Source organism: Acidiferrobacter thiooxydans (assembly GCF_003333315.1).
Classification (GTDB): domain Bacteria; phylum Pseudomonadota; class Gammaproteobacteria; order Acidiferrobacterales; family Acidiferrobacteraceae; genus Acidiferrobacter; species Acidiferrobacter thiooxydans.
Genome location: NZ_PSYR01000001.1, coordinates 409,486 through 421,761, shown reverse-complemented (window position 1 = coordinate 421,761; position 12,276 = coordinate 409,486). Strand labels below are relative to the sequence as shown.

Sequence of the window (12,276 nt, the reverse complement as noted above, 5' to 3'; positions counted from 1 at the left end):
GTAGGCGCATTTTCCCGGAGCCATTGGAGAGCTCGATGAAAGGGTCCCTCGGGTCGTCCCCAGCCCCGGGTTCGCCAATGAGATCAAGGCACTAATCTGCGTGCCGCCCCGCCGCAGGAGGGATCGGGGCCCGCGGGAAGACAAACGCATCCACGACAGACAAGAGAGCCGCATCCTGGCGCGTCGGCGGATTCATGCAGGACGGTCTTGGGACGGGCATAGCCATGGCTGTGGAGCACGAATAGGCCCGCGGCAGCGCCTCCCCTGACACTGGCCGGCCTCGACCCGATATTCGGCAATTGGATAGCGGATGTCTCGATACCTACATAATCTGCGGCGGTTTACCCCCAAAACCCCAGGCGCCGAGCGGGTGACCTGCAAAGTCGCTGAAATCCCTTTGCAATCCGCTGAGTCGAGCGCACTTCCGCCACCGGCCGTCGGTGGCTGTGCATCGCGCCCAAGTCCTTGGGCTGCGATGGCGGACCGGGCATCGCAGCGCCCGAAAGGCTCGTCGAGCCGATTATGCGTGGGCCCCGCTGGCGGGACCCACCGCACGTGCCGGATCATAGACAACGGCTTCTCGCGCTGTGGCTTGGCTATGCGAGCCTTATTCGAGGCTTATGTCAGACACGACCCGGCGCACCCCAGCCGCTCCATGCGCGCAGGACCAGTTTGTCGATCACACAACGCAAGGCGCTCACCGCTCCCTTAGGCTTGCCCATTCCCGCCTAACGGGAAAAATCCGACTTCGCGCCTCGCAGAGGCCGGTTTCGACCGCGGCCTTCCGACCAGGGGTCACGGCCTTCCTCCATTGCCGACCGCGGGGCCCCCACAGGCGGACACAAGCCATTCGACCTGCAATACCAGAGAACTTCCGGCCATATCTTCATCAATCGCCGCATTGACATCGCGATCGCGGACTGACGGATAGGCAGACCACCCCCGCGCATGCAGCATATCGGCATGCATATTGCTTAAGGTTGCCTTGTGATCGGTATTCACGGGTGTAAGGCAGGGCGTCCTTTGGGGGTCTCGGGAGTCACGACAGGTGCCGGTATGGCGTGGATGGACTACCAGATAGAGAATTTTTACGACGAGGCGTTTGTCTCAGAAGGTCATCTGCGCCCTGGGTCCAAGCTTTTATTTCAGTGTTTGTGCGGCCTATCAGCAGACGAAATGGGGCGCTATCAGGCCTTGGCGGAGGCGGCTCTATACCGCATGGGCATCACCTTTGCCATCTATGGCGGCAGTGAGGGAGCCGAAAAGATCCTCCCATTTGATATTGTCCCACGCATCATTGAGTCATCGGAATGGGCGATGCTCGAGCGCGGCCTAAAACAGCGGGCGCACGCCTTGAATTTATTTATCGGTGACATTTACGGACCGCAAAAGATACTGCGTGACGGCGTAGTGCCCAGAGATCTTGTTTTATCGGCGCCCGCTTACCGGAAAGAGTGCCAGGATCTGCGCGTCCCCCGCGGTGTCTGGAATCACATCTCTGGCACCGACCTCATTCGCGACCAGACCGGCCAATTCTATGTCCTGGAGGATAATCTCAGGTGCCCTTCCGGCGTATCGTACGTCCTCCAAAACAGGCGTGTCCTTAAACGCACTCTTCCTCGGGTATTTGATGTCTCAAAGGTCCGGGCGGTAGATGACTATCCGAGCCGACTCCTTGAGGTACTCGAATGTCTCGCTATTTCCCGACAAGACAACCCGGTCACGGTGGTGTTGACGCCAGGCATCCATAATTCGGCCTATTTCGAGCATGCCTTCCTGGCCCAGCAGATGGGTGTCGAACTTGTCGAGGGACGCGACCTCGTCGTCCATAAAAAAGTGGCCTATATGAAAACCACGAGAGGCCTGAGGAAGGTCGACGTGATATACCGCCGCATCGACGATGATTTTCTGGATCCTCTCGTGTTTCGGCCTGATTCGCGCCTTGGCGTGCCCGGACTTATGGAGTGTTACCGGGCCGGCAATGTGGCACTTGCCAATGCGCCCGGAACCGGCGTCGCAGACGACAAGGCCTTGTACGCCTACATACCTCGCATCATCAAGTATTACTTGGGGGAAGAGGCGCTTATACCCAACGTCCCCACCTACCTCTGTTATGAGAAGAAAGAGCGAGACTATGTCCTCGCGAATTTAAGTAAGATGGTGGTAAAGGCCACGGACGGGTCAGGGGGATATGGCATGCTCATAGGCCCCGCCGCCAGCCCGCCGGAGCTTGCCCTCTTCCGGGAACGCATTTTGGCGGAGCCTCGTCGGTATGTGGCGCAACCAACCATCGCCCTTTCTCGGGCGCCTGTCTTGGCAGGCGACCATTTCGAGGGTCGACATGTAGACCTTCGCCCCTATGTCTTGTATGGACGTGACATTTACGTCCTCCCCGGCGGCCTTACAAGGGTCGCGTTAAAAAAAGGCTCCCTAGTTGTTAACTCGTCACAAGGAGGCGGAAGCAAGGATACGTGGGTGCTGCATGACTAGACGGACAGCGGATCTGCGGAAGGCGCCCACGCGTTTTTCGGATGGCCGATCATTTCTCTTCATGCGCCTTGCCGGGGTTATGGTATATAGAGATTCGTAAATCGCGCAGAAGGGCGGCGCCGTCTTGTTTTGCGCAACGGTGCGGGCGTTGCCGCACGATCATGAAGTGAGCTTGGGGTATCATGGGAACGGGGGGTCGGTGTGCTGAGCCGAGCGGCAGAGTCGTTGTATTGGATCGGTCGCTACCTGGAGCGCGCGGAAAGCGTCGCGCGCCTCGTTGACGTCAATCTGCACCTGACACTGGATTCGGCAACGGATATCGGCGACCAGTGGGAGCCGCTGATTGATACGGTAGGAAGCCGTAAATTATTTGCGGCCCGCTATCCCACACCGACCCGCGACTCCGTCATGCGGTTTTTGACGTTCGATGCGGAGAACCCGGACTCGATCATGGCCTGCGTCCATCGCGCACGCGAAAACGCGCGGTGCGTGCGGGATACCATTTCGTCTGAAATGTGGGAACAGGCGAACCGATTTTACACATTTTTGTGCGATGCCATGGGCTCCGACTATGCGCTCATAAACTCCTTCGATTTTTATACGGAAGTGAAGATGGCGGCGCGTCTTTTTGACGGGCTTACAGACGCCACGATGTCCCATGGGGATGCGTGGTGCTTTCTGCGTCTTGGGACGATGATAGAGCGCGCCGACACGACGTCCCGCATTCTTGACGTCAAGTATTTCATGTTGCTGCCCACATGGTTGGGGGTAGGTGGCGCTGTCGATACCATCCAGTGGGCGGCCCTGTTGAAGTCGGCAAGCGCAATGGAGATGTATCGGAAGCACTACAAGAGCATTACACCCGCCAAGGTCGCGGATTTCCTGACATTAAACACGGAATTTCCACGTGCGGTTTGTTTTTGTTTAGGGCAGGCGGCGATGGTCTTGGGGCGGCTATGCGAATCCGCCCCTGGGTCAACGCCCAGCGAGCCGGAAATCCGTCTCAGAGCTCTTGTGCACGAACTTTCATCGCTGCGTATTGAAAATATCATCGAGCAGGGCCTACATGAGTTTCTGGACCGCCTCCAACAGAAGCTGAATGGTTTTCACGCAGCGGTGACCGCTATGTTTTTTCCGCAATGTAGCACCGAGCAAGCGGAGAATCCCACGTGCGTACAGTGACCGGGATCCACCACGCCTAGTTGGCTTAGGCGTGCGCTTGCCACTTCCCAGGGGCGGCGCCCTCTTGGTTGATCGCAAAGGACGTCCCTGTTGGTTTCCCTCACCGCCGGCTGCGGGGTCGCGGCAGCTCAAAAGGCGGGGCGGCGGTCATCGTGTTTTGGTATTTGGCACAAGCGCAACACTCAAGGCGGACCCACCCCATGAATCCGCTTATCCAGCGTCGCAAGTAGCAGCTTCCCCGGGAGGCCCGCTCCAAAGAGGCGGCCTCGCAGATGGTCCAATGGTGCTCGCGGGCAACGTCCAAAGTGGCGAACTACGCCGCAGCATCTGCCTGACGGTCTATGGCCTCCGGCAGCAGGCGCAGATCTGGCGCCAGCTCGCGCAGTTCCAGCATCGTGATAAAAACCGTGCCGCGCGGCGGCCAGCCGTGTGTTGCAGACATCTAACGCCCAATACGCAGGGACGCAAATGCCCTCCCCCCGCAGCCACTTTTCGCATCCGGTTGGCGGACTCCACATCTTCGTCCCCCAGATACCAAGCCCGGATCATGGACGCGTCCGCAACGAACGCCGTCAATATCGCGGTCCCGCGTCAATCGATTCGCGCAATGAACACCCCAGGCCATGGCGAGCCTGGAAGGCCCTCATGCGCACCACAGCGGCTCGCCTTTGCTCCAGGCCTTGACCTAGCGGCGGCCGCAACTTAGCCACCGCCTGCCCGTGCTTAGCGATGGCGAAACACTCCCCGTTACACACCCGCTCCAGGATCTCGGACAAATGCGTCTTCGCCTCACAGGCCCCAATCTCGGACATATCGATACCCATATTGACACCAGTCTACGACTAGGCCCGGCATGCGCGGTCGGCGGCGTCAATATCGATTAAGTATAAGCGCACCGCGCATGCTTCCTTTGGCTTTAGGTTGCCCATACGCAACAAGAGTTGGACAAGGCTGTTGACGATCATGTAAAACCGCGCTTTTTTGGCACGCGGACGCGGTGGGATTGTCACCGCGGCACATAGCCCTGCGCCGCGAGCGCGAGACGCAGGCGCTCGGCAAAGCACTGCATGGCGTATGCCTCGTCGGCGGAGATTGTGCGACCGCGGTGGTAACCCCAAGTCGCGCGCTTCAGGAACTGGGCAAAGGCCCAGGCCTCGGGGCGCCCCTCCAGGTGGAGGGTGAGGGGGCCCTGGGCGATGGCGGGATGGGGGCTTGGGGCCAAGGCCTTGGGTGCGCTCATGGTCGCCGCGCCTTCTTCTTCTGCGTGGCGCGCTGCTCGGCGCGTTCCCGCGCCTCCTTGGCCCGGTACGACTCGCCGTCTAGGGCGAGGATCTCGGCGTGATGGATGATGCGGTCGACCAGAGACACCACGCAGGCGGCGTTCGGGAACACCTGGGGCCATTCGGAGAACGGACGATTCGTGGTGAGCAGCAGGCTCTTGGTTTCGTAGCGACGGCTAACGATCTCGAAGAACAGGTCGGCGTATCGATCACCGTAGGAGAGGTAGCCGACCTCGTCGATGCAGAGTAAGTCGGGAGCGCCATAGTGGCGCAGACGTCGCCGTAGCGCGGCATCGCTCTCCAGGGCCGCAAGCTCCCCAAGCAGGGGGCCGGCGCTCGTAAAGAGCACGGTGTGACCAGCCATGAGCGCCTGATGGGCGATGTTACGCGCGAGCGTAGTCTTGCCCACCCCATTGGGACCGATCAGCACGACGTTCTGGGCGCTCTTTATGAAGTCGAGTCCCATCAGCCCGGCGATCGCCTCCTGGTCGCAATGGGCAGGCCACGTCCAGTCGAAGTCGCACAAGGGCTTGAAGCGCCCGATCTTGGCGCGCCGTAGACGGCGCTCGAGGCTGCGCCGGCGGCGCTCGTCCTCCTCCCAGGCGAGAAGGTCGGAGACCCACGGGGCCGTGTGCACCTGCCCCCAGTGGGCCAGAAGGCCATGCAGGGCGAGCGCCTGGGCGCGCGCCCGAAGCGTTGTGCCCGTCCCTTCGCTGGCGGTCTCATCAGCAGTCGTCATCGCGGTTCTCCTGGGGTGCCGGACGCTCAAGCGCGTCATAGGCCGTCAGATCGGGGGCGCGCACCGTGACGTCGCGCGCCTGGATATGGGGCGGCAGAGGGGCAAGCGGCGGGGGCTTATGGGCCTGCCGGCGTGCCCGCTCGAGCACGCGCGAGACGGCATGCGGGTGGGCCACCCCCTGCGCCAGGGTCTCTGTGAGCGCCGCCTCGAGGGCTTGCGCGCCATAGCGATCGAGAAGGTCTTCGAGGGCCGTGACCACGCGTGCCAGGGGCTCGCCGGCGGCCGCGGCTGCGGCGAGGAAGGCTTGACTGGTCGGCGCCGCGTGGGTCAACCGATCGGCGCCACTCGATCCGCGCGCGGCGGCCTTCGCGAGGCGTAACGCCGCGATATGCGCGGCGTCTTCGATCTGTGCGTGTTTGTCATAGCTGCGGGCGTGGGTGGCGCACACCGTGGCGCCGTCCAGGATACGCACCCGATCGGGATCGGCCCGCACCGTCAGGGTCTGGCCCACACAGCTGTGTGGTACGGAGTAATCATTTCCATCAAATCTGGCATAAGGGGTCTTGCCGATGCGCACCGCCACGCATTCCTCGGTCGGATAAGGGGCACCGGGGAGTGAGAGCAGAAACGGCTGTTCGTCTGCGAAGACCGCGCGCACCGAACGTGTCCGGTCCTCGGGACATGGCCGGTCGGCAGCCAATCCGGTGCACCATGCGTGCGCCTGGCGATTCAAATCATCGAGATCGGTGAACGCGCGTCCGGCGAAGAACGCATCACGGATATAACGGATGGCGCGCTCCACGCGCCCCTTCTCGTTCCCGCGGGCAATGGCCACCGGGCGCGGCTCGAAGCGGTAATGGGCGGCGAAGGCCAGCAGCGCAGGGTTGAAGCGGATGACCTCCCCGCGGCGCTCGAGCACGGCGCTGCGAAGGTTGTCGAAGAGAAGGGTCCTCGGCACGCCACCCCAGGCGCTGAAGGCCCCGACGTGGCCGCGTAGGAAGTTCTCCATGCGCGCATCCAGGAAGAACTGCAGATGGATGTGGCGCGAGTAGGACAAGACCATCACGAAGGCCATGAGTGGCCGGCGGGCGCGTCCGATCGTGAGATGCCCAAACGACCCCCAGTCGCACTGGCCCTCGGTCCCTGGGAGGGCGCGTAGACGCAGGTAGGCCTCGGCCGCCCGGCGCGGACGATGGCGGCGGATCACTCGCCGGAAGTGGCTCTCGCTCCCCTGGTAGCCACGCGATCGGACCATGTGGTAGAGGCGCGTGGCGGTGAGGTCCGGGAAGGTCCGCAAGGTCTCTGTCACAAACGGTAGATAGGGATCGATGCGCGGCGCGCGGGGGACAAAGGCGCGGGGCGCCTGGCCCTCTTCGGCGAGTACCCGGGTCACGGTCGAATGGTGGATGCGTAACTGGCGGGCGATGGTGCCCACCGTCCAGTGCTCGGCGTGGTAATAGCGCAGGATCAGGGCGCGCGTTTCGGCGGATATCATGGCTTGACTCTCGTGATGGGGCAGAAGGGGACCGTCAAGACGGTTCGCTGCGGCGGTTCTTCAGAAACGCTCGTCGCACAAGCCCCGAACAGGGGCCCCGACAGACGCAACAGCGACCCCAGACGGGCCTTTGTGGCGCGCAACGCATGCGAACCGACGCATCGAGCGCGAGTAGAGCATGGCGCGAACAGCCGATTGAACCCTGATGCGTCACGTTTTTGCGTAAGAGGCGATAGCGGCGGGCGCGGGCGGCGTGCCGAAAGCGCCCCATGCGGGACGCCTGGTAGCGCCGCGCCGCCTCACGCTGACGGATCTTGCGGGCACGATGCGCGCAGGTGCGCGTGCAATAGCGTTGCCCCCGGTCGCACCAGCGGCAGATAAGGGCCTGGGCGCGGCAATAGGCGCACAGGAAGAATCGAGCAGTCGGTGCCAAGCGGCGCTCCCAGAACCCGAGAGCTGCCCTGGACGCCGCGACGGGATCCTGGCACACTGACCCCGCTCCAATACGGGGAAATGGCGCAGTCCCGTTCTCACCGCCAAGTTCGAATCGGGACTGCGCCGGCTCTCTTACCAGCCGTCCTTCTACGCTTCCTCATAACCGTTGTCACGAAGAATCCCTCCGTCTTTGCACGGCTTGTAACGGCTGGGCGTTCGCACCCCGATCCTGGGGTGCCTGATCTCTTTTTTGCGAAGACCTCCTACAAAACCCCCAAGGCGATCACCGCCGTCGACCCTCAGCCATCACAGCCCGGACAAGACCCTCCAAACCCGTTCCCTCAAGGAACGCTTTCCTGATAAATCCGCGTAACCATCCAAAAAGACGCGGATCTTGGTGATCGCCTACACAAGGCTACAGCTTGACGCAGGTCCTGCTGCCACTTAGGGTAACATCAAGATGCGACGTTGCGAGGCATCATGATGCGAACGACACTGACCATCGATGAAAAAGTGGGGGCCGCCCTTCAGGAGACTGCGCGAAGAATGGGGAAACCCTACAAGGCCGTGGTCAATGAGGCCTTGCGCTTGGGACTGCATGCCATGGCGCACCCTTCTGCACGGGCCTACCATTTGGTTCCATCCGCACTAGGGGATGTCCGGACGGGACTCAATCTCGATAAGGCGCCCGCGATTGCAGAGGCGCTGGAGGATGACGCCATCGCCCAAAAGCTTATGTGAAGTGGTCCCCCGTTGACGGACCTCTAATGGATGGATTAAACCAACCACTTGGAGGTCACTATGGAACGTCAGGTTCGTGCTCAATATACCGCCGATTACAAGGCGCAGGCAGTGTCATTGGCAGAGAGCCTCGGAGCGGCAAAGGCTGCCCGCAAGCTCGGTATTTCGGTCAAGACGCTGGCTAATTGGATCCGCATTTCGCGTGATGGAGCAGGGTTCGCCAAGGACGGGAAGCGCCGTCCTGTGAGCGATGTGGAAGCTGAGAATGCACGGCTTCGAGCCGAGAATGCTCAGCTGCGCATGGAGCGCGATTTCATAAAAAAAGCCGCAGCGTACTTTGCGAAGGAGTCCAAGTGAAGTACGCCTATATCGCCTCGCAGCGGACTCACTACCCGATCGGGTTCATGTGCCGGGTACTTGAGGTATCGACGTCGGGATTCTTCGCCTGGCAGGCCCGAGAACGTGCGCCACAGAGCGACGCGGACGCTCCGTTGCGTGCAGCGATCATACAGGTCCACGAGGAAAGCCGGCGCCGCTATGGTCGCCGGCGCCTCACGCATGCCCTGCGCGCACAGGGCATGCGCATCAACCCCAAACGTGTGCATCGAGTGATGCGCGAGGAAGGCTTGCGAGGCGTGCGTAAAGGGCGCTTCGTGCCGCGCACGACCGACAGTGCCCATCAGCGCGCCATCGCCCCGAACGTCCTACAGAGGCGATTTAGCGTCGACACAGCCGTGCCGGCCTGGACAAGCGACATCACGTACGTTGCCACTCGTGAGGGCTGGCTGTACCTGGCGGTGATTATCGCCTTACAGACACGCCAGGTGCTCGGCTACAGCCTCTCGGATCGCATGCCCGATGAGCTGGTGCTCAATGCGCTGCGCAATGCCTGCCATCTCCAGACACCGCCATCCGGTACGGTGTTTCATTCCGACCGCGGCAGCCAGTACGCCAGCGATGATTTCCGCAACGCTCTCGGCGCACTTGGCATGGTGGCCAGCATGAGTCGCAAGGGAAATTGCTGGGACAATGCGGTCTCGGAGAGCTTCTTCGCAACACTGAAGACCGAAGAAGCGACCGAGCCGTATGCGACAAAACAGGACGCCCACAGAGCGATCGCGCAATACATCCACGGATTCTACAATCCTGTCCGCCTGCACTCATCACTCGGATACTTGTCGCCCAACGAGTATGCGCGCAGAATGCAACACCCAGATCAAGACCCGTCTATGAGGTCCGCTGCGTAGGGACCACTTCAATGTTGCGCAAATGATCCTGGTCGACGCCAACCTGCTGCTCTACGCGGTCAATAGCGATCTCCCCAACATGTGAAGGCCCGAAAGTGATGGGAAGAGGCATTGCGTGGGGACCAGAGTATCAGTTTGCCTTGGGCTGTGATATTGGCCTTCTTGCGCGTAACGACTAACGCTCGGGTATTCGAACAACCGCTCCCGGTCGAACGGGCAAGCGCCTATATTCCTATATTTAAGAATGGTTGTCGCTTCCGACCGTGCGCGCCGTGGTCCCTGGACATGGCCACTGGGCGATATGGCATATTTTGCTAGTTCAGCGCGGAACGTGCGGGAATTTGACAACCGATGCCCACATAGCCGCACTTGCGCTCGAACATGGCTATACGATCTACTGCCCCGATCACGGCTTTGGACGCTTTGGCGGCGCGCGCCATGTCGATCCCCTACCCTAAAGCCACTCAAAGCTGTTGCGAGACAAACCCTGACCCATGGGCAACATCTCCGGCTCGCTAGTATCGCGACACATGAATTTAATAGGTCATCGCGCAATCGTGGAGGCAGACATGCGTCACTGAGGTCGCTTGGAGCCGACATTGAGAGCTGTAATAGCCATGATTCGGCGCGGGAAACCGGCATCATTGTCCAATATGGCACCAGCATGCGTGGGCTTTCATTCTGTGACGATCATGATCATGGCTTCTCGCGCTTGCGGTGCGGATCGCGCACGCGGCGCTCAAACCGAGAAGTCAATTGCGCGCGTGTCGTGCGGAGTTATTTCCAGCGGCCGGACCTTTTCTGGCAACGGGAATGTTTGCGAGCGATTTCGCCCAACTGCGCGCACGCGAGCAGCCTTCCAGGATCAGGCGACAATGCGGAAGGGAACAGCTATGGGCGCAAGCCTCTTATGTAGGCGCTGCCGGGAACGCATCCGCCAAAGTGATCCGCCGATGCATACAGGGATGCTCACACGAATAGCCGCCACCATGCCCATCCTCCCAAGACGATGGGATCCCCGCGCGCTTCTTTAAACGCGGGGTCTTCTACTCAAATAAGGCATCGGGCGTGAACACGATGCGCGCGAACACCTGATAGGGGCGTTGGTCCGGCACAACCATATGATCCGCGTAGGCCACGCTTAGGGTCCCGGAAAGCCACGACCGCCACCGCCATTGCCCGCCAACTCCCACATCGGTGAGGGTAAGCGTAGCGGGATGAGGTGCGAACACAGAGCCCTGGTCTACAAATGCGAGCGCCGTAAACCATGGGGTCACAACGCGCCGTATCTCGCCTGTCACCGTATATCCCACGTCGCCCGCCACCAAGCCTTGGTTATAGCCGCGCAGATTCTCAGCGCCACCCAACTGATATAAGCTCACCGAAGGCAGGTTTGCCTGCGGGCTCCATTGCCACCCTATACGAACGAGGGTAGACCATGGCCCCATAATCTGCTGAAACCACGATGTCGCGCCCGTGAAGATTTCCAGACGGCGTTCGGGGGTTAGCGGCACACTTGCCAAGTCATAAGCAATCGCGCTCTCGAAATCGACAGACGTGCCCGACGCATAGTAATGAAGATCTTCGCCGAGAGACGCGCCGGGGAGATCGGTCCTCCCAAGAGAGACTCCGCTTATATCGGTCACAGACTCCGTGTCCGTGACCGAGGCCACGCCATCCAGCTGCCAGTGGATGCTGCTCAGGAACGGCTGGGTATAATTGACGGCACTCGTCCACGAATGGCCCGTAATATTGATTCCCTGATAGGGGCCGCGAATGATGGCAATTTGGCTCCGATCAAAACTGACACCGGCACGCCCGCCGCTATCAGTGACCGGTACATCATAAGCCAGGTAGCCGTATGTACTGCCGCCGGAGGCGAGCGCATAACCACTCAGGCTGTCGTTGTACCCAAACAGGCTGCGATCACCCAAATACACCCCGCCCTCATAGCGCCCGGTCGAGGAAACCCCTTCGTTGTCGGCAAAGACTTCTGCGGAATAACGCGGAGGCTCGGCGGTAAGGATATCGATATTCGTCAAACCAAAGCTTGCCCCCGGGCGTAGTGCGGCATTCAGCTGATCGGGGTTGTTGCGGTTATAATTGATGAGTGCGGCGCGTAGAGTTCGCACATCGATGACCGCGCCCGGCCGTAAACCTAGGCTCTGAATGATGGTCCGAGTCTTAGTGTAGCGATTACCGGATACCACCACTTGGCCGAGTCGGCCCTCGATCAGATCAATGCGTACGATACCGTTGCGAACCACCTGTGGGGGCAAAATCGCCCGCCCCGTCAGAATGCCCGCCTTCTCGTAAAGCCCATCAATTCGTCTCACGATGAGACCCAGATCGCGATAGTCCACCGAGTGGCCCATATATGGTCGAATGACTGCATCGAGCTCAGACTTCGTCAAAAAGTGTGATGGCGTAAAGACGACCTTGCGCAACACGAAATGGGGGCCGCCGGGTGCGGGGAGATGCTGCTTGCGCTGCGGATTCACGTGAATCACAGGCACCCAAACCTTGGATTGCGCATGCCGATGGAGGTAGTGACGAGCCATCTCGTTGCTCTGATGCCCTAAGGCACCGGGAGTCACTGTGGGAGGCACGGCCGCTTGACCATAAGCACATGGCGCCACGAGAGCCCACAGAACGGGCACTACCGAA

General features: G+C 60.8%; 10 protein-coding genes and 1 pseudogene. 5 read left to right on the top strand and 6 right to left on the bottom strand.

Translation table 11 applies throughout. From position 1 onward, the window contains the following. Window positions 1-1,056 precede the first annotated feature (1,056 nt). Together C4900_RS02110 and C4900_RS02105 are read left to right on the top strand one after the other, a co-directional pair. Window positions 1,057-2,490, top strand: a complete 1,434-nt coding sequence (locus C4900_RS02110; RefSeq protein WP_114282236.1) for a circularly permuted type 2 ATP-grasp protein — start codon at window positions 1,057-1,059, stop codon at window positions 2,488-2,490. Window positions 2,491-2,691: 201 nt separating this feature from the next. Further along, window positions 2,692-3,672, top strand: a complete 981-nt coding sequence (locus tag C4900_RS02105) for an alpha-E domain-containing protein (protein ID WP_114282235.1) — start codon at window positions 2,692-2,694, stop codon at window positions 3,670-3,672. A gap of 313 nt (window positions 3,673-3,985) precedes the next feature. Here C4900_RS02105 and C4900_RS16830 read toward each other — a convergent pair whose 3' ends face one another. The 5 genes from C4900_RS16830 to C4900_RS15755 all read right to left on the bottom strand — a co-directional run bounded on the left by C4900_RS16830 (window position 3,986) and on the right by C4900_RS15755 (window position 7,619). After that, on the bottom strand, window positions 3,986-4,114 hold the full coding sequence (locus tag C4900_RS16830; protein WP_267254315.1) for a hypothetical protein: 129 nt from the start codon (window positions 4,112-4,114) through the stop codon (window positions 3,986-3,988). A gap of 564 nt (window positions 4,115-4,678) precedes the next feature. Then, window positions 4,679-4,912 carry a DUF7706 family protein gene (locus tag C4900_RS02095; protein ID WP_065968774.1) on the bottom strand — a complete coding sequence of 78 codons (234 nt, stop codon included), beginning with the start codon at window positions 4,910-4,912 and terminating at the stop codon, window positions 4,679-4,681. Next, window positions 4,909-5,691, bottom strand: coding sequence for an IS21-like element helper ATPase IstB (gene istB / locus C4900_RS02090; protein WP_065968773.1), 783 nt, complete (start codon window positions 5,689-5,691; stop codon window positions 4,909-4,911). Before istB ends, C4900_RS02095 begins: the two co-directional genes overlap by 4 nt. Continuing rightward, window positions 5,678-7,186, bottom strand: a complete 1,509-nt coding sequence (gene istA / locus C4900_RS02085; RefSeq protein ID WP_114282233.1) for an IS21 family transposase — start codon at window positions 7,184-7,186, stop codon at window positions 5,678-5,680. Before istA ends, istB begins: the two co-directional genes overlap by 14 nt. Before the next feature lie 34 nt (window positions 7,187-7,220). Then, window positions 7,221-7,619 carry a hypothetical protein gene (locus C4900_RS15755; RefSeq protein WP_147267104.1) on the bottom strand — a complete coding sequence of 133 codons (399 nt, stop codon included), beginning with the start codon at window positions 7,617-7,619 and terminating at the stop codon, window positions 7,221-7,223. A 482-nt stretch (window positions 7,620-8,101) separates the two neighbouring features. Here C4900_RS15755 and C4900_RS02080 point away from each other — a divergent pair, with 482 nt between their 5' ends. The 3 genes and pseudogenes from C4900_RS02080 to C4900_RS02070 form a co-directional block, all read left to right on the top strand. Then, complete coding sequence (locus tag C4900_RS02080; protein WP_211306721.1) at window positions 8,102-8,362, top strand: hypothetical protein; 261 nt, start codon at window positions 8,102-8,104, stop codon at window positions 8,360-8,362. A gap of 60 nt (window positions 8,363-8,422) precedes the next feature. Beyond that, window positions 8,423-8,719 (top strand): transposase, encoded by a 297-nt coding sequence (locus C4900_RS02075; protein WP_114282232.1) that lies wholly within the window; start codon window positions 8,423-8,425, stop codon window positions 8,717-8,719. A gap of 14 nt (window positions 8,720-8,733) precedes the next feature. Beyond that, window positions 8,734-9,609 (top strand): annotated as a pseudogene (locus tag C4900_RS02070) (IS3 family transposase); the annotation flags it as partial. A gap of 1,046 nt (window positions 9,610-10,655) precedes the next feature. On the opposite strand, the gene C4900_RS02060 reads toward C4900_RS02070, so the two are convergent. Then, window positions 10,656-12,119, bottom strand: a complete 1,464-nt coding sequence (locus tag C4900_RS02060) for a ShlB/FhaC/HecB family hemolysin secretion/activation protein (RefSeq protein ID WP_176715931.1) — start codon at window positions 12,117-12,119, stop codon at window positions 10,656-10,658. Window positions 12,120-12,276: the final 157 nt, after the last annotated feature.